The organism is Allobosea sp. LC85, assembly GCF_000735605.1.
Taxonomy (GTDB): domain Bacteria; phylum Pseudomonadota; class Alphaproteobacteria; order Rhizobiales; family Beijerinckiaceae; genus Allobosea.
In genome coordinates this window covers 47767-63845 of record NZ_JPKG01000057.1, presented here as the reverse complement: position 1 = coordinate 63845, position 16079 = coordinate 47767, and the positions used below count along the sequence as shown (strand labels likewise).

The following is a 16079-nucleotide window of genomic DNA, read 5'->3' as shown; positions in this document are numbered from 1 at the left end:
CGCATTCGATCTCGCAGGGATGAGCGCCCCTCATCGCCCCCGATAGTGCGCGTTCCGACGCGGCAGAGGATTCCACATGAAAATGGTCAAGCTCATTCGTGAAACAATATTGGCCACGATCCTGATCTCGATTGGAATCGTGAGCTTTCCCGCCGCGGGAGACGCTCAACAAAAAGCCGAAGTACTGTCAGCGAAAGACGTCACGCGGCTCGTTCTCCTGGGAACCGCGGCCGGCAGAACATCCTATCGCGGCTCATCGCATGGCGGTTTTTCGGCGGCGGTCGCCGTCGGCCGGGACGTTTATCTCGTCGATTTCGGCAGGAACTGGCTGGATCGCTACTTCGAAGCAGGTCTCGGCTCACCCGGAAAGCCCGAAACACCCGGAGGTCTCGACAGTTTGCGGGCCGCCTTCATCACTCATCTTCACGCTGACCATGTCGTGGACCTGCCGCGGCTCATCCTGTTTGGGGCATCCGACGGGGCGCGAAACCGCAAGTCGCCGATCCAGATCATGGGCCCCGGCTCTCGCGGTGAACTGCCGGTTCCAGATGCAAAGGTCGACAAGTCCGCCGAGATCATCAATCCCGCCGAGCCGACGCCGGGGACCGTCAGCATGGTGGAACACCTCTATCGTGCCTTCGCGACCGACTTGAACGACAACATCCTCGACAGCGGGATGCCGAACCCCAGGACCTATCTACAACCGCGTGACATCAGGATTCCCGCCGAGATCGGCGCATCTCCCCAAAACACCGCGCCAAAGATGCCTCCCTTCGAGGTGTACAGAGATGAGAAGATCCGGGTGACGGCGACGTTGGTGGAGCACGGAGCTGTGTATCCGGCCTTCGCTTACCGGTTCGACACGCCGAACGGGTCGATCGTGTTTTCCGGCGACACCAACCTCAGCGACAACCTGATCACGCTCGCCAGGGGGGCCGACATCCTCGTGCACGAGGTGATCGATGTGCGATGGGCCGAGGCGCGCTATCCCGAACCGCGCACACCCGACCAGGCTGCCAAGTTCAAGCACCTGATCGAGTCCCACACGGACTTGCGGGACATCGGCCGGATCGCCGCGCAGGCGAACGTGAAGTCCGTCGTACTCGCACATCTGGCACCGCCCACGATCAACGAGAAAGACGTTTCTGAATTCGTCAAGGGATTCGACGGCTCCGTCATTCTCGGCAAGCCGCTGATGACCTGGACGCTTGGCGATTGAGATCGGCTTCGAACAGGTCCAGCAAGGCGTGGCACGCCTTGAGCGGCAGCCGCGCCGGCCTCGAACGCCGCCTCAATGTCCCGGACGCCGCCGCCCCAGTTGATCAGCGCCTGCAAGCTGGTGCGTGAGGCCGGCAACCAGACCGGCAAGCCAGCCTGAAGTAGGACGACATGTATGGGGGGCTCAGCGCGCCTCGTCGATGATGGCGTCGATACCGGCTGCCAGGGCCTCCCGCGAAATCTCGCCGGTATGGAGCGAGGCGAGCGTGCCGTCGCGGCGCAGGAACAGCGTCACCGGCAGACCAGGCGTTGCGTAATGGCGCGACAGGGCCTGCGCGGCATCGAGCAGGACATGCTCCAACTTGAGCCGGTCGGCAGAGAGATAGCTCTTGATCCTCTCGGCGTTCTCACCCTGGTTCACGAAGACAAAGCCGACATCCGTCCGCTCGGCCGCTTCCCGCGCCAGCATCGGCATCTCCCGGCGGCAGGGCGGGCACCATGTCGCCCAGAGATTGACGACGAGCGGCTTGCCCTCGAAGTCGCGGATCGAGCGGAAGCCGCCGTCCAGCGTGGCCATGCGGGTTGCCGGCGCCTGCTGGCCATAGGTCGCCTTCGTCAGCTCCAGCGTCACCACTCCGACGACGCCGGCGACCAGCACCGCCCCGGCTGCGCCGACGGCAAAGCGAACCGAGCGAGCATAGACTGCGGTGACGAGCACTATCCCGAGCAGCCCGGCGGGAAGCGAAAATCCGCCTTGCCAGATCGCCAGCATCCGCCATGGCTCCTCGGCAAAGCTCGACCCATGCAGGACGACATGGCCGGCGCGGGCGGCGACGATCGCGGCAAGGACCGCCGACGACGCCCAGGCGTTCAGGCGGGCATCGAGGCGCCTCGAAAGAAGCGCGGCTATCATCAGCAGGGTCGCGATCGCGAGGATTGCGGCGAAGCGGTCCGGCGCGAACACGAAGGGACCGATGCTGATTGCGTTCATCCGATGCGCCCCCTGGCTCTCGTGCTGCAAGTCCAGCGTGCTGCAAGTCCGCCCGATCCGAGGGCCGGCTCCGGCTGCATCGGGCGTGCGCCTTAAGCCAGGCTTAAGCTGGGTTTCCTCTCCGGCTTCGGACGCAAGAAAGCAAGGCCAACGGAGCAAGGCCAAGGAGCAAGACATCGCCATGACGCAACACGACATCCGGCAGGCCAGCAGGCAAGCGAGCCCGATCTTGCATCGCCGCCAGGTCCTGCTCGGCAGCTTGCTGGGCAGCTCGGCCGGGCTGATCTCGCTGCTGGCCCCGCCGGTCCTGGCGGCTCCGCCGCCTTTCCTAACGGAAGCCGGCGGCCAATTCATCGAACTCGACCCGCGCGAGGATGTCTCGGCGATCACGCTCAGGGATTTCAGCGGCCGAAGCCGGCCGCTCGCCAGCTATCGTGGCCGTCCCTGCCTCGTCGCCTTCTGGGCGAGCTGGTGCCCACCCTGTCTTGGTGAACTGCCGATCCTGCATCGTCTGCAGCAGAGGCGCGATCTCGGCTTCGCCGTGGTCCCCGTCTCGATCGACCGCGACGCGGCCAGGGCCCAACGGTTCATCGAGCGGCTGGGACTGCGCGGCTTTGCGAGCTTCATCGACCGCGAAGGCCTCGTCGCGTCGGGTCCGCAATCGCAAGCGCAGACGCCCTTCCAACTCTACGGGATGCCGATGAGCTATATCGTCGATGCCGGCGGCAGGACGGCCGGCCATCTCGCCGGCGCGGCGGACTGGAGCACGCCGGACGCGATCAGGTTGCTGCAGCATTTCGCGCGCGAGGGCTGACTTTCACGCGCGAGGGCTGGCCCGGCCGCCCTTCGCCTGGACGCTGGAGCCTGTTGGCCCTTTGTGTTTGCATCGGCTTTCCCGGGCCGATGCTTTAATGAGCCAGGCCCGGACCTGCTGGCTTGCCTGCGCCGAGGTCGAACCAGGATCGGAGCTGACACGCAGTCGTCATGCTTGTCGGCTCTGTGCCGATCCACTCCACAGGTCGACGCTCGCATGCCCATGCCATTCCGTTTCGCAGAGCCCAGTGATCCATTGTCGCCGCCACTGATCCTGCTCCATGGCTCCGGCGGCACCGAAACGGACATGCTTCCCGTCGCGGCGGCGGCAGCTCCGGGCGCAGCTGCCTTCTCGCTGCGCGGCGCGGTCGCATGGGAAGGCGGCTATGCGTTCTTCAGGCGATGGCCCGATCGCAGCATCGACGAAGACAGTATCCGGTCAGAAGCTCCGGCTCTCGCAGCCTTCATGGCAGAGATCATCGCGGGGCATGCTCGCCGCAGCAAACCGATCCTGGTCGGTTTCTCCAACGGCGCGATCATGGCTGCCGCCTTGGTAATGCTCTTCCCGGACCTGGTACGGGGAGCCGCGCTGCTGCGCCCGCTTTCACCCTTCGCGACGCCAAGGGGAACACGATTGCGGGCCATGCCGGTGCTCGTCGTCGATGCGACCAATGATGCGCGAAGGCTGGCGGGAGACGGTATCGCGATGGCTTCGCAACTGCGCCGGGCTGGGGCGAGCGTCGATCACCAAAGCCTGAAGGCGGGCCACGACCTTACCGACGATGATCTGACGCTGCTGCGCGGCTGGTTGGCGAATGTCGTTTGACATCCGTTGAGGGTGGAGAGCGGTCTTTCGTAAGTGAAGACGCGAAGCCTGAGCTGAGCCATGATCGCGCTCTCACTGCCCCCACGCGTCCTTCAATAGCGGTAATAGCGGGAAGCATAAGGGCTTGAGCCGCGCTTGCACTTAACCTCTTCCTTATACTCGCCGTCGTCCCATTTCCGCTCGATCTTGCAGCCTCCTTGCCGATACTCTTCCTTATAGGCGCGTCGCTCACGACCCTCACGATAATTGCCGTAGCCGCGGTCGCGCCGTCCATCGTCGCCGCGCTCGTAGCCACCGCGCCAGCGTCCCTTTCCGCTCTCATCCTTCCAAGGGTCGGCTGCGGCGATGCCTGCCCAGCCGATGAGGGTGATTGATAGGGCGCTCAAGAGGCCAAGAGTTTTCATCGCCTTACTCCCTTCTCGATGTGCAGATTCAACATTTCGAGGATCAGCGGGTTCCAAGTACTGCCCTCGAACCTGAATGGCTGTTAAACGACGAACGGTGTCCCACAGCAGGCACGCCTCCAAACTTGAGGGCTCGAAATTCCCCGTTGCCCGCATTGGCCGCTGGGCTGGCCGACCGACGCCAGACCCTGGCCCGCCTGCCCCGGCGCTGGCCGGCCGCAAGCGCCCTCCCCGGACAACAGATCACCGCCCCTCCCTGCCGCGGAGGGCGGCGCCGCCTGTCGCTCAAACCAGCGAGGCCCGGCTACAGCGCCAGGATTGCCCCTGTCCGGCAGTTCCGCACCCGGTCGACGCGGGCGCCGTCCCAGTGGAAATCATAGTGGTCGCCCTGCATCGGGATCGGGATGAGGTCGGGCCAAAAGATCGCGATGCACTCCGCGCCAGGACAGCGCACGCTGCGGTACAAAAACCCGTTCGAGCCCGCCCTGCGCATCTGCCGCGCAAAGCCCTGGGAGGCGGAGTAGTCGTCCGGTTCGTGCAGGTCGACCCGGGCCCGGACATCGTGCAGATCGAGATCGACCTGGTTGATCAGCGTGCGGAACTGCGAGGTCCAGCCGCTCTCCTCCCTGGACGCAGCCATCGCCCGGCCATGGTGATGCGCGACCTCGCGAATTGCGACCTCATCGCTCTGGCCGGCCGAATAGACGCCCCAGGAGCCATCGGTGAACCGGCCCGGCCGATCGGTGCTGATATGGACGAAGGGCGCCATCAGGTAGCTCGCCCCGTGTCCGGCCACACGCCGCACCGGTGGAACGAGATCGAGCCTGCCGATCTGCTCCCAGATCCGCGGGTTCGTCTTCGACTCGATCGAGGCCAGCGCCTCCCAGTCGCTGGGATCGGCGATGTCCTCGAACAGGTCGATCGGCGGATAGATCGACCGGATGATCCGGTAGGCCTTGAGCCAATGGACGCGGGTGACGGGCGCGGCGTCGCTCACCAACCACCACGCTCGGCGTCGAGATAGGAGCGCACCCGGGCAAGCGAGAAGATGTCGCCCTGCGCCATGATCTCGACCGGCGCCCGCCCCCCGAAGACGTCGTTCGGCTTGCCGACCCAGGCATAGCCGCGCTCAGGGTCGGTGAAGAGGGTGCGCAGGCCCTTGTGGATGCCCATCAGCAGGGACAGGCGGGTGGCGAGGTCCCGGTCGATCCGGCCAGGGTCGCCGGCTTTCCAGCGGGCATAGGTCCGCGGCGCCAGCCCACCCAGGATCTCGCGCGCGACGGCGTCGCTCAGGCCCCATTTTTCGAAGAGCCTGATCACCGCGCGAGCGGCCGCGGCGGCTTCCTCAACCGTAATCTCCGGCACCGCCGGGGTCGCAACTGTCCGCGGGATCTCGACCAGCATGACTCACCTCACTTCGGCATAAAATAAGGATACTTATGCCAAATGGCAACAGCCACCTCCCTCCGACAGGTGTGCCGCCTCAGTGCGGCCGTCAACGCTTCGGCCCGAAACGGTTTTCGGGAAAGCCGCTGCAGGCACGGCAAGGCTGGCTCAGACCGGACACGCGATCGGTCCGCTGATCGAACCCTTCTGCCGCAGCGTGCGCGGCGATTCCCCGAAGCTCGCCTTGAAGTCGCGTGACAGATGGGCGCTGTCGGCAAAGCCTGCGCCCATGGCGATGTCGGTGAGCGAGCGCTTGCTGTTCAGGATCAGCCAGCGCGCATAGTCCAGCCGCAGCTTGCGCTGGAACGCAGCCGGGCTCTGGCCCAGCGAGGTGCCGAACAGGCGCTCGAGCTGCCGCGGGCTCACGCCGACATAGCGCGCGACGGCGGCGATCGGCGGGGGATTGTCGAGACGCTGTTCGATGAACTGCGCAGCCTGCTGAACCCGGATGTCGAGATCGGAGCGGATCTCCGCGTAGAAATGCGGCTGCGGCATCTCGGCCGGCCGCATGTCCTGCAGCATCATGTGCCGCATCGCCTGCTGGGCCTTGTCGCGGCCGCAATGGCGCGCGACGAGATAGAGGCCAAGGTCGATCGCGGCCGTCGAGCCGGCGCAGGTGATCAGGTCGCCCTCGTCGATGAAGAGCCGCTCCACCCCTGCCGAAACCCTGGGAAAGCGCTCCTTGAAGGCATCCAGCACGTTCCAGTGCACGCAGACCCGGCGCGGACCGACCAGCCCTGCCCTGGCGATCGCAAAGGTGCCGGTGCAGATGCCGAGAAGACGCACGCCGGAGGCCGCCGCCCGTCTGAGATAGCCGAGCAGGCTCTCGGGCAAGGCGTCGTTGAGATAGTCGTTGCCGCCGCAGACGGCGACATAGTCGAAGCCGGCCGGATCGAGCAGGGCTCCATTCGGCGCGACCGATACGCCGCAACTCGACCGTCGCGGCTCTCCGTCCAGGCTCATCACGGTCCAGCTCGCATGGAGCTGGCGGCTGCGTCCGCCATGGTCCGCCGCCAGCCGCAGCACGTCGATCAGGCCGGAGAAGGCGGCGAGCGTGAACTGGTCGAGCAGGACGAAGCCGATCCGCAGCCGCGAAACGGGAATGGGCGGCGATTGCGGCCGCTTGCTCGCCGAATGAAGGAACTGCGCTGTGCTCATGTCGTGATTATTCAAATTTCTGGCCGGCGAATTCTAGTGCCTTTCGTTCGCCGCGCGCCACAGTGCCCGTAGAAGCGCGAAGACGCTCAGGCAGAGGAGAACGACGATGCATAGAACCGTCCGGCTGGCGACCGCCATGCTCGCGACCACCCTGCTGACCGCACCAGTGCTGGCCCAGCAACCCGCTTCGATCACGGTCGCCTGGTATGGCGGCAACTGGGGCGACGCCTTCCGCGCCTGCGTCGCGGAACCCTTCACCAAGGCGACCGGCATCGCCGTGAAGGCGGAGATCGGCACCTCGACCGTCACCTTGTCGAAGCTGCAGCAGCAGAAGACGGCTCCCACCATCGACGTCGCCTGGATGGATGGCGGCATCAGCGAGCTGGCGCTCGTCGCCGACGTGACCGACACTCTCGACGCGGCGGCGATCCCCCATCTCGCCAACATGCTGCCCGAGGCGCTCTACAAGAGCGGTTCGACCACCTATGCGGTCGGCACCGGCTATTATTCGCTCGGGCTCACCTACAATACGCAGAAGGTCAAGACCGCTCCGACATCGTGGAACGACCTCTGGAAGCCTGAATTCGAGGACGCCGTCACCATCCCCTCCCCGGCGAATTCGTCGGGCGTGCCCTTCGTGATGTTCCTCCAGAAGATCTGGGGTGGTCCGGCCGGCGATCTCGCCCCGACCTTCAAGAAGATCAAGGAGCTGAAGGCCGCGCTCTTCTTCGATTCCTCGGGCGCCGCGACCAATGCCTACCAGAGCGGCGAAGCGATCATCGGCGCACATTTCAACGTCGGCGCCTGGGACCTCGCCGACAAGGGCCTGCCGATCGGCTTCGTCGTGCCCAAGGAAGGCGCCTGGGCGACTGACGCCCGCCTGCATCTGGTGAAGGGCACGGCGAAGAAGGATGCGGCCGCGACATTCATCAACCAGGCGCTGACGCCGGAGGCGTCCGGCTGCCTCGCCGAAAAACTCTATCTCGGCCCGTCGGTGAAGAACGTCGCCGTCAAGCCCGAGACGGCGCGCAAGCTGCCCTGGGGCGAGACCGGTTCGGTCAAGAGCCTGCAGCTCTTCGACTGGAGCGAGATCAACGCGCTGCGCTCAGGCGTCGTCGATGCCTGGAACCGCGAGATCGCGCGCAAGTGAACGTCCCGCAAGCGAGCGACCCGCAAGTCAGCGCTTGGGCACGAGCACCGCGAGCCGCAGCATGAGCACCTCCATCCTCGCCATCGACGGCCTGTCCAAGCATTTCGGCGGGCACGCGGCCCTGACGGAGATCGACCTCTCCGTCGAGCAGGGCGAGTTCATCGCGCTGCTCGGCCCGTCGGGTTGCGGCAAGACCACGCTGCTGCGCTGCATCGCCGGCTTCCTGACGCCGGAGGTCGGCACGGTCAGGCTCGCCGGCGAGGATGTGACGCGGCTGCCGCCCTATCGCCGCCCGCTCAACACGGTGTTCCAGAACTACGCGCTCTTCCCGCACATGAGCGTTTTGGAGAACGTCGCCTACGGGCCGCGCCGGCAGGGCACGGGCAAGGGCGAGGCAACGAAGCGCAGCACCGAGGCGCTCGAGCTCGTCGGCCTCGCCGGCTTCGGCGAACGCCTGCCGGCCCAGCTCTCCGGCGGCCAGCAGCAGCGCGTGGCGCTGGCGCGCGCCATCGTCAACCGGCCTCAGCTGCTGCTGCTCGACGAGCCGCTGAGCGCGCTCGACCTGAAGCTGCGCAAGAAGGTCCAGGGCGAGCTCAAGCAGATCCAGCACCGGCTCGGCATTGCCTTCCTGTTCGTGACGCATGACCAGGACGAGGCGATGAGCATGGCAGACCGGATCGTGCTGATGAACCGCGGCCGTATCGAGCAGATCGGCCGCGGCCAGGACATCTATGCCCGGCCGGCGAGCCGCTTCGCCGCCGACTTCATCGGCGACGCCAACCTGCTCGAAGTCGAGCGGCGCGACGACGTCAGCCTGTCGCTGCTGGATGGCGCGATCATCCGTCCCGCGGCGGACGAGCCGCAAGGCGCGCTGACAGGCGTGCTGCGGCCCGAGGACATTCTGGTCGCGCCGAAGCCGGCCGCCGATCGCCTCGCCCTGCCAGCCGTGCTCTCCGAGATCACCCATGTCGGCAGCCATGCCTTCGTCACGCTCTTGGCCGGCGGCACCATCCTGACGGCCCGGCTGGCGCCAGCGGCGCTGTCGGGCCTCACGCCGGGCCAGCCGGTCTTCGCCAATATCCGCCTCGGCGATCTCAGCATCGTGCCGGGGGATGCGTCATGAAAGCGGGGCTGCGCCCGGTCGCGCTGCTCTGCGCCCTGCCGGCGGCGTTCTTTGCCGCCTTCTTCCTGGCGCCGATGGCGGTCGTCCTGATCGCCAGCCTGACCACGCCGGACGGTCACCTGACCTTCGCGCATTACCTGCGCATCCTCGCCGACAGCTATCACTGGGACGTGCTGTGGGTGACGTTCCGGATCGGCGCGCTGACCACGCTCGTCTCAGTCCTGATCGGCTATCCGCTCGCCTGGTATCTCGTGCGCGTGGTGCGCTGGCGGCCCTGGCGCCGGTTCTGCGTGATCCTGCTCGTCGTGCCGCTGTTCACCAGCAACATCGTGCGCTCCTTCGGCTGGATGGTGCTGCTCGGCCGCAACGGCCTCGTCAATGACGGCCTGATCGGGCTTGGCCTGATCGAGCGGCCGATGCGCTTCCTCGGCACCGAGCTCGGCATCCTGGTCGGCCTCGTCTACATCCTCCTGCCCTTCATCGTGCTGGCGGTCGGCAATGCGCTCGCCAAGGTCGATCCGGCCCTCGAGCACGCCTCCGCCGATCTCGGCGCGACGCCGGCCGGCACCTTCTGGACGATCATCCTGCCCCTCAGCCTGCCCGGACTGATGGCCGGCGCGGTCATGGTCTTCATGCTGGCGGTCAGCGCCTATGTCACGCCGGCGCTGCTCAGCGGCGGGCGGATCACCGTCTTCTCCATGCTGATCTTCCAGCAATACAGCTCGGTCTTCGACTTCAACTATGGCGGTGCGCTCAGCATCACCATGCTGGTGCTGACGTTCGCGCTCGTCACGGTCGCCGGGCGCCTCAGCGAGCCGAGGAGAGCCTGAGATGGTCACTCACCTCGTCAGGATCGTCTCCCTTGCGGCGCTCGCCTATCTCGCTCTGCCGCTCGTCGTGCTCGTGGGCGCCTCGCTGACCACGACCAGCTTCCTCGCCTTCCCGCCGCAGGGGCTGACCTTGGCCTGGTACGGCACGATGCTGGGCGACCCGTCCTATGTCTCGGCCTTCCTGACCAGCACGCTGCTTGCGGTCGCAGCGACCGCCGCCGCGGTGGTGCTGGCGGTGCCGGCGGCGATCGCGATCGCTCGCTATCGCTTCACCGGTCGGCGCCTGCTGTCGGAGACGCTGATGTCGCCGCTGATCCTGCCGCATGTCGTGCTCGGCGCGGCGCTGCTGCAATATGGCAGCGCGATCGGCCTCGTCCGCAGCTTCTCAGCCCTGCTCGTCGGGCATGTCGTGATCATCATGCCTTTCGTCCTGCGCGCCGTGCTGCCGCAGCTCAGCGACGAGCAGCGCAGCCTGGAGGAGGCGTCGGCCGATCTCGGGGCCAGGCCGCTCACGACCTTCTTCCTGGTGACGCTGCCGCAGATCCGCAGCGGGCTCGTCAGCGGCGCGATCTTCGCCTTCATCGCCTCCTTCATCAATGTCGAGCTCAGCATCTTCAACACCACGGCCGAGCTCACCACGATCCCGGTCAAGCTGTTCAACTACGTCCAGTACACGATCGACCCGACGATCGCGGCGGTCTCCGGCCTGACGATCATCGTCGCCGCGATCGTGATCGTGCTGCTCGACCTCACCATCGGCCTCGACGTGCTCTCCGAGCGCCGCTGATCCCTTTTCACCCTTTGTCCCAAGGAGCCGCACATGCGCCAGCAGAATGTCTTCGACGTCATCTACACCCATACCGAGGGCGAGCCCCTCTGCATCATCCATAGCGGGATTCCCTATCCTGCCGGCTCGAACATCCTGGAGAAGCGCCGCTTCCTTGAGGAGAACTACGACTGGCTGCGCTGCGCCCTGATGCGCGAGCCGCGCGGGCACAAGGACATGTTCGGCGTCTTTCTGACGCCGCCGTCGAGCCCGGACTATGATGCAGGCCTGATCTATATCGATGGCACGCAATATTCCCATATGTGCGGTCACGGCACGATCGCTGTCGGCATGGCGATGGTCGCGCTCGGGCTCGTCCGGCGTGGCGCGAATGGCCGCACGACGATCCGCTTCGAGACCACCGCCGGCCTGGTGACGGCCGAGGTCGCCAATGACGGGCCAGACGTGCTGTGGACCCGCTTCGAGAACGTGCCGGCCTATGTCGCGGCGCAGGACGTGCCCTTCGACCTGCCGGGCATCGGCCAGCTCAAGGCCGACATCGTCTGGGGCGGCAATTATTTCGGCATTATCGACCTGCGCGGCACCTCGCTGCGGATTTCACCGGAGAACGGCTCGGAGCTCTCCCGCCTCGGCATCATCGCCCGCGAGCAGCTGCGCCAGAAGGTCGCCATCCAGCATCCGGCGTCGAGCCACATCAACAACTTCAACTTCGTGACCTTCTGGCACGAGCCGACGATCGAGGGCGCCTTCTACAAGAACGTCCACGTCTTCTCCGCCGGCCAGCTCGACCGCTCGCCGGGCGGCACCGGCACCAGCGCGATGATGGCGATGTACGAGGCGCGCGGCCTGCTCAAGCTGCACCAGCCGATCCGCTCGGAAGGCCTGCTCGGGTCGGGAACCTTCGAGGGCTGCCTGATCGGCGAGGCAAACCTGAACGGCACCCGCGCGGTCAGACCGACCGTGAAGGGCACCGCCGGGCTGCTCGGCACCGCCCGCTGGACGATCAACCGCGACGATCCGGTCGACGCCGGCTTCCTCGTCGCCTGACCAGCCTTGCGCCGGGAGAGCCAGGCCAGGCTGCCCCGGCGCAAGTGGCTTCCGAGTGGCTTCACAGCTTCGCAAAGGTCCCGCCCGCGCCATGAGCGCGCTCCCCTCGCCCGGCTCAAATGCGCCCGAAGGGGACGTTGGCCGATGCTTTAAAAAGCGGACAGTCAAGCCCAAGCTCTGATGGCGCCGGGCGAGGATCCTGTCGAGCCCGTTCGCCCTCTAATTCAATTCCCGAGCGGCGGCCGTCGCGCAGGCGTCGTCCGTCTCGCCGGTATCACCGGAGATGCCAAGAGCTCCCAGCACCTGCTCCCCCTCGCGGATCAGGACCCCGCCGGCCGCAGGCAGAAGCCCGCCCGATAGCAGGGTGGCCGCTGCGGAGAAGAAGGCCGGATCGGCCTCCACCCGCGCCACGAGATCGCGTGAATCCAGTCCGAGCGCGATGCAACTCCAGGCCTTCGCCAGGGCGAATTCATGCCGAGCGATCGTCGCCCCGTCCGCGCGGGCCGAGGCGACGATATGGCCCCCCGCATCGACGACCACGGCCGCCAGCGGCCTGGCTCCGCGTGCTCGGCCGGCGGCAAGAGCTTCAGCGATCAGGCGTTGCGCCCGTTCAAGCGTCATGGCGCCCTCCCCGGCTCAATAGGTGCAGCGCCCGCCCGAGAGGTCGAAGACCGAGGCGGTGGTGAAGCTGTTTTCGCGGCTGACGAGCCATGCAACCATCGCGGCGGCCTCGTCCACTTCGAGGAAGCGGGCACGCGGAATGCGCGTCAGCATATACTGGATAAACTCCTCCTTCAGCGTGTCGAGGATGCGCGTCCTGGCCGTGGCGGGCGAGATCGCATTCACCGCGATGTCGTAGCCGGCGAGCTCCTTGCCCAGCGACTTCGTCAGGCCGATCACGCCTGCCTTCGCCGCCGAATAGGCCGCCAGGTTGGGGTTGCCCTCCTTGCCCGCCACGGAGGAGATATTGACGATCCGCCCGTAGTTTCGCGCCTTCATGCCGGGTACGACGACCTTGTTCACATAGAAGGTGCCGTTCAGGTTGATCTCGACGACCCGGCGCCATTCCTCTGGGTCATAGGCGTCGAGCGGAGCGTTGCCGCCGGCGATCCCGGCCGAATTGACCAGGATCGACACAGGGCCGATTTCGGCTTCGACCTCCTGGTGAGTGCGTGCCAGGCCGTCGAGATCGGTGATGTCAACCTGCTTGGCCGAAGCGGCGGGGCCGAGCAGCACGAGCGCCTTCTTCAGCGCGTCCGCGTCGCGATCCCAGAGGCTGACGCGGGCGCCCGAGGCGACCAGGCGCTTGGAAATGGCAAGGCCCAACCCCTGCGCACCGCCGGTGACGACGGCGACCTGATCGTCGAGGAAAATCCTGTTCATGGGTTCAGCCTGCAAGGTTCTGATGGCCAAGGTTTTGATGGCCAAGATTCTGATGGCCAAGGTTCTGAGGACGATGCAGCGAAGCGCCGCCATCGGTTTCGAAGAAGCGCGCCTTGTCCGGCTCGGCGAACGCAAGGCCGATCGCCGCCCCGCCGGGAAGATCGATCGAGGGCGGCAGGAAGGCTGCGATCAGACGCTCGCCGACTTCGACGCGGACCAGGCTGCGCGAGCCGAGATATTCCACCGTTCGCACAGTGCCACGGATGACCGCCGCCGCGCTCGGGGCGTATTGAAGGTCCTCGGGCCGGATGCCCACCGAAATCCTCTGTCCGGCCTTCTGCGCCACGACAGGAAGCGCAATATCGAAGCCCGGGCCCCGCAGCCTGCCATCCAGGGCCTCTCCATCGAGGATGTTCATGCCGGGCTCGCCCAGGAACCGGGCGACGAAAAGATTGGCCGGATTGTTGTAGAGTTCGCGCGGGCTGCCCACCTGCTCGATCCGGCCGTTCGACATGACCACGACCAGATCCGACAGGGTCATCGCCTCGCTCTGGTCATGGGTGACATAGAGCATGGTGGCGCCGAGGCGCTGATGGATGTCTTTCAATTCGGACCGCATCTGGACGCGCAGCTGCTGGTCGAGATTCGAGAGCGGCTCGTCCAGCAGATAGACGGTAGGCGTCCGCACCATGGCCCGGCCGAGCGCCACGCGCTGGCGCTGGCCACCCGAGATCTGGCGGGGAAAGCGGTCCAGCATCGCCTCGAGGCCCAGCATCTTCACCGCCGCGCGGACCTTGCGGTCGACCTCGGCTTCGGGCGTGCGGCGACGCCGTGCGCGCAGGGGAAAGGCGATGTTCTCGTAGAGCGTCATATGCGGGTAGAGCGCGTAGGACTGGAACACCATGGCGATGTCGCGATCGGCCGGTTTCATCGTGGTGACGTCGCGGTCCCCGATCATGATCCGCCCTTCCGTCGGCGTTTCCAGACCGGCAATCATGCTCAGAGTCGTGCTCTTGCCGCAGCCCGAGGGGCCAAGCAGCGTTACGAACTGGCCGGGCTCGATCGAGATGTTGACACCCGAAACCGCCCAGCCGGAGCCATAGCTTTTCCCGACATTCTGGAAGCGGACCGATTGCGCCGTATTCGACCGGATCTGGGTCATGCGATTCAACCTTTGACGGACCCGTCGGCGAAACCACCGATCAGGAATTTTCTGAACAGAAGGAAGACCACCACCGGCGGGATCGTCGCGATGATCACGCCCGCCATCAGCGAGCCCCAGTCGCGGCCGTGAAAGCCCTGGAAGAAGATCAGTGCGACCTGAAGCGTGCGCCGCTCGGGCGAATCCACCATGGTCGAGCCGGTCACGTAGTCGTTCCAGCAATGCAGGAAGCCGAAGGTCGCCGCCGCCAGCAGCGCGGGCTTTGCCCCGGGGATCACGATCTTCCACACGGCCTCGGCGCGCGAATACCCGTCCATTTCGGCGGCCTGTTCCAGCTCGCGCGGGACCGTGGCGAAATGCGATCGCGTGACCCAGACCGCGAAGGGCAGGATGTGCCCAGCATAGAGGATCGGCAGGATCGACCAGGTGTCGTGCAGCCCGATGCCCGTCGCCAGCATCTGCGTCGGCAGAAGAACGGCGAAACCCGGAACCGCCATGGTGCCCATGAACACGAGCAGAACCGCTGGCTTGCCCGCCACCGGATAGCGCATCAGCGCATAGCCGGCAGTTGCACCGAGGATCAGCGCGACCAGCACGGCCACGACCGTATAGGCCGAGCTGTTCAGGAACGCCCAGTGGACCCCCTCGGCCACCAGCTTGGCGTAGTGCTCGAAGGTCGGGTTTTGCGGCAGGATTTCGGGCGGAACGGCGAAGATGCGGTTTGTCGGTTTCAACGAGGTGGAGGCGGCCCAGAGGATTGGGCCGAGCGCGATGATGCCGGCAAGCAGGCAGGCGATGAGAAGCGCGGTTCGGGACAGGATTTTCATGCGGCCGCTCCCGACTGCTTGCCCAGAATACGGATGTAGATGGCGATGAGCCCCATGTTGATCAGGAACATCACCGCCGCGATGGCATTGCCTCGTCCCTGATCCAGCTCGACGAAGCCGGTGTGGTAGAGCAAATAGGCTAATGTGTTGGTCTGTCGGATCGGACCGCCGCCGGTCAGGCCGATGATGAGCTGCACCTCGTTGAAATAGCTGATGGTCAGCATCGAGATCACGATCAGCAGCGAGGGGGCCAGCAAGGGCAGCGTGATCTTGCTGAAGCTCTCCCAGGCGCCGAGCCCGTCGACCGCGGCAGCCTTGTAGAGGTCGCGCGGGATCTGGCCGAGGCCACCGATCAGGATGATCGTGGCAAAGGCGAAGTTGCGCCACACCGCCACGATGATCAGCGTCGGCATGGCGAGAAGCGGGTCGGTCAGGAGATCCTGCGGCGGCTGGCCGAAGGCGTTGAAGGCTGCCCCCACCAGCCCGCCCGGCGACGGCACGAGGATCCATTTCCACAGGAGCGCGACGACGATCGGGCTCATCGCCCAGGGCACCAGAAGCACCGTCAGCAGAACGCTGCCCCAGCGGCCCAGGCGCCGGATGCCCATCGCCGCCAGCAGCGCCAGCGGGACGGCGACCGCAAGGGCGGCGAAGGTGAAGAGCAGCGACCGGCCGATGGCCTGCCACGCGAAGGGGTCACGGAACAGCTCGACATAGTTGCCAAGGCCGACGAAGCCTTCGTTCCCAAAAAAGAAGACCTTGTGCAGGCTCAGATAGAAGCCGTAGAGCGCCGGCAGGATGTTGATGGCGATGACCAGCAGCAGGGTCGGCGCCACCAGCGACGAGCCGGTCAACCTGGCCCTCCGCGCGACGACATCCAGGCCCCGCGGCCTCTCAAGAGATAGAGCTTGCAT

At 66.0% G+C, this 16079-nt stretch carries 18 protein-coding genes; 8 read left to right on the top strand and 10 right to left on the bottom strand.

What is annotated here, in order from left to right:
• Positions 1 to 76: 76 nt before the first annotated feature.
• Positions 77 to 1219: an MBL fold metallo-hydrolase gene (locus FG93_RS25265; RefSeq protein ID WP_043240063.1), complete on the top strand. Its 1143-nt coding sequence runs from the start codon at positions 77 to 79 to the stop codon at positions 1217 to 1219.
• 183 nt (positions 1220 to 1402) lie between these two features.
• On the opposite strand, the gene FG93_RS25260 is transcribed toward FG93_RS25265, so the two are convergent.
• Positions 1403 to 2209 (bottom strand): TlpA disulfide reductase family protein, encoded by an 807-nt coding sequence (locus FG93_RS25260; protein WP_043240060.1) that lies wholly within the window; start codon positions 2207 to 2209, stop codon positions 1403 to 1405.
• Positions 2210 to 2390: 181 nt separating this feature from the next.
• On the opposite strand from FG93_RS25260, the gene FG93_RS25255 reads away from it, so the two are divergent.
• Both FG93_RS25255 and FG93_RS25250 read left to right on the top strand, forming a co-directional pair.
• Positions 2391 to 3023, top strand: a complete 633-nt coding sequence (locus FG93_RS25255) for a TlpA disulfide reductase family protein (protein ID WP_043240059.1) — start codon at positions 2391 to 2393, stop codon at positions 3021 to 3023.
• Between the two features lie 216 nt (positions 3024 to 3239).
• Positions 3240 to 3848 (top strand): alpha/beta hydrolase, encoded by a 609-nt coding sequence (locus FG93_RS25250; protein WP_043240056.1) that lies wholly within the window; start codon positions 3240 to 3242, stop codon positions 3846 to 3848.
• A 92-nt stretch (positions 3849 to 3940) separates the two neighbouring features.
• Here the strand turns inward: FG93_RS25250 and FG93_RS25245 are convergent, their stop codons facing one another.
• The 4 genes from FG93_RS25245 to FG93_RS25230 form a co-directional block, all read right to left on the bottom strand.
• Positions 3941 to 4252, bottom strand: a complete 312-nt coding sequence (locus FG93_RS25245) for a hypothetical protein (protein WP_043240054.1) — start codon at positions 4250 to 4252, stop codon at positions 3941 to 3943.
• A gap of 304 nt (positions 4253 to 4556) precedes the next feature.
• Entirely contained in the window at positions 4557 to 5252 is a 696-nt protein-coding gene (locus FG93_RS25240) for an RES family NAD+ phosphorylase (RefSeq protein ID WP_043240051.1), read from the bottom strand.
• A complete protein-coding gene (locus FG93_RS25235; RefSeq protein ID WP_043240048.1) occupies positions 5246 to 5656 on the bottom strand; it encodes an MbcA/ParS/Xre antitoxin family protein in 411 nt (136 codons plus the stop codon). The genes FG93_RS25240 and FG93_RS25235 overlap by 7 nt, the downstream gene beginning before the upstream one ends.
• Before the next feature lie 150 nt (positions 5657 to 5806).
• A complete protein-coding gene (locus FG93_RS25230; RefSeq protein WP_052514181.1) occupies positions 5807 to 6856 on the bottom strand; it encodes a GlxA family transcriptional regulator in 1050 nt (349 codons plus the stop codon).
• A 106-nt stretch (positions 6857 to 6962) separates the two neighbouring features.
• On the opposite strand from FG93_RS25230, the gene FG93_RS25225 reads away from it, so the two are divergent.
• The 5 genes from FG93_RS25225 to FG93_RS25205 all read left to right on the top strand — a co-directional run bounded on the left by FG93_RS25225 (position 6963) and on the right by FG93_RS25205 (position 11793).
• Entirely contained in the window at positions 6963 to 8006 is a 1044-nt protein-coding gene (locus FG93_RS25225; protein ID WP_043240045.1) for an ABC transporter substrate-binding protein, read from the top strand.
• A gap of 61 nt (positions 8007 to 8067) precedes the next feature.
• A complete protein-coding gene (locus tag FG93_RS25220) occupies positions 8068 to 9129 on the top strand; it encodes an ABC transporter ATP-binding protein (RefSeq protein ID WP_043240042.1) in 1062 nt (353 codons plus the stop codon).
• Positions 9126 to 9959, top strand: coding sequence for an ABC transporter permease (locus FG93_RS25215; protein ID WP_043240039.1), 834 nt, complete (start codon positions 9126 to 9128; stop codon positions 9957 to 9959). The genes FG93_RS25220 and FG93_RS25215 overlap by 4 nt, the downstream gene beginning before the upstream one ends.
• Before the next feature lies 1 nt (position 9960).
• Positions 9961 to 10746, top strand: a complete 786-nt coding sequence (locus tag FG93_RS25210; RefSeq protein WP_043240036.1) for an ABC transporter permease — start codon at positions 9961 to 9963, stop codon at positions 10744 to 10746.
• Positions 10747 to 10779: 33 nt separating this feature from the next.
• A complete protein-coding gene (locus FG93_RS25205; protein WP_043240033.1) occupies positions 10780 to 11793 on the top strand; it encodes a proline racemase family protein in 1014 nt (337 codons plus the stop codon).
• 219 nt (positions 11794 to 12012) lie between these two features.
• On the opposite strand, the gene FG93_RS25200 is transcribed toward FG93_RS25205, so the two are convergent.
• The 5 genes from FG93_RS25200 to FG93_RS31430 are packed head-to-tail and all read right to left on the bottom strand — an operon-like array spanning position 12013 to position 16019.
• On the bottom strand, positions 12013 to 12414 hold the full coding sequence (locus FG93_RS25200; RefSeq protein WP_043240031.1) for a heme-binding protein: 402 nt from the start codon (positions 12412 to 12414) through the stop codon (positions 12013 to 12015).
• A 15-nt stretch (positions 12415 to 12429) separates the two neighbouring features.
• Positions 12430 to 13176 (bottom strand): SDR family NAD(P)-dependent oxidoreductase, encoded by a 747-nt coding sequence (locus tag FG93_RS25195; RefSeq protein ID WP_043240027.1) that lies wholly within the window; start codon positions 13174 to 13176, stop codon positions 12430 to 12432.
• A gap of 4 nt (positions 13177 to 13180) precedes the next feature.
• Positions 13181 to 14338, bottom strand: coding sequence for an ABC transporter ATP-binding protein (locus tag FG93_RS25190; protein ID WP_081881858.1), 1158 nt, complete (start codon positions 14336 to 14338; stop codon positions 13181 to 13183).
• 5 nt (positions 14339 to 14343) lie between these two features.
• Positions 14344 to 15165, bottom strand: coding sequence for a carbohydrate ABC transporter permease (locus FG93_RS31435; RefSeq protein ID WP_052514180.1), 822 nt, complete (start codon positions 15163 to 15165; stop codon positions 14344 to 14346).
• Complete coding sequence (locus FG93_RS31430; RefSeq protein ID WP_052514179.1) at positions 15162 to 16019, bottom strand: carbohydrate ABC transporter permease; 858 nt, start codon at positions 16017 to 16019, stop codon at positions 15162 to 15164. The genes FG93_RS31435 and FG93_RS31430 overlap by 4 nt, the downstream gene beginning before the upstream one ends.
• Between the last annotated feature and the right edge of the window lie 60 nt (positions 16020 to 16079).

What these genes read in the sequence shown, in the direction of transcription:
- FG93_RS25210 (WP_043240036.1), top strand. Translation starts at nt 9,961, where the DNA reads ATGGTCACTCACCTCGTCAGGATCGTCTCCCTTGCGGCGCTCGCCTAT.
- FG93_RS25190 (WP_081881858.1), bottom strand. Translation starts at nt 14,338, where the DNA reads ATGACCCAGATCCGGTCGAATACGGCGCAATCGGTCCGCTTCCAGAAT.
- FG93_RS25260 (WP_043240060.1), bottom strand. Translation starts at nt 2,209, where the DNA reads ATGAACGCAATCAGCATCGGTCCCTTCGTGTTCGCGCCGGACCGCTTC.
- FG93_RS25225 (WP_043240045.1), top strand. Translation starts at nt 6,963, where the DNA reads ATGCATAGAACCGTCCGGCTGGCGACCGCCATGCTCGCGACCACCCTG.
- FG93_RS25250 (WP_043240056.1), top strand. Translation starts at nt 3,240, where the DNA reads ATGCCCATGCCATTCCGTTTCGCAGAGCCCAGTGATCCATTGTCGCCG.
- FG93_RS25200 (WP_043240031.1), bottom strand. Translation starts at nt 12,414, where the DNA reads ATGACGCTTGAACGGGCGCAACGCCTGATCGCTGAAGCTCTTGCCGCC.
- FG93_RS25195 (WP_043240027.1), bottom strand. Translation starts at nt 13,176, where the DNA reads ATGAACAGGATTTTCCTCGACGATCAGGTCGCCGTCGTCACCGGCGGT.
- FG93_RS25220 (WP_043240042.1), top strand. Translation starts at nt 8,068, where the DNA reads ATGAGCACCTCCATCCTCGCCATCGACGGCCTGTCCAAGCATTTCGGC.
- FG93_RS25230 (WP_052514181.1), bottom strand. Translation starts at nt 6,856, where the DNA reads ATGAGCACAGCGCAGTTCCTTCATTCGGCGAGCAAGCGGCCGCAATCG.
- FG93_RS31435 (WP_052514180.1), bottom strand. Translation starts at nt 15,165, where the DNA reads ATGAAAATCCTGTCCCGAACCGCGCTTCTCATCGCCTGCCTGCTTGCC.
- FG93_RS25235 (WP_043240048.1), bottom strand. Translation starts at nt 5,656, where the DNA reads ATGCTGGTCGAGATCCCGCGGACAGTTGCGACCCCGGCGGTGCCGGAG.
- FG93_RS25255 (WP_043240059.1), top strand. Translation starts at nt 2,391, where the DNA reads ATGACGCAACACGACATCCGGCAGGCCAGCAGGCAAGCGAGCCCGATC.
- FG93_RS25265 (WP_043240063.1), top strand. Translation starts at nt 77, where the DNA reads ATGAAAATGGTCAAGCTCATTCGTGAAACAATATTGGCCACGATCCTG.
- FG93_RS25245 (WP_043240054.1), bottom strand. Translation starts at nt 4,252, where the DNA reads ATGAAAACTCTTGGCCTCTTGAGCGCCCTATCAATCACCCTCATCGGC.
- FG93_RS25205 (WP_043240033.1), top strand. Translation starts at nt 10,780, where the DNA reads ATGCGCCAGCAGAATGTCTTCGACGTCATCTACACCCATACCGAGGGC.
- FG93_RS25215 (WP_043240039.1), top strand. Translation starts at nt 9,126, where the DNA reads ATGAAAGCGGGGCTGCGCCCGGTCGCGCTGCTCTGCGCCCTGCCGGCG.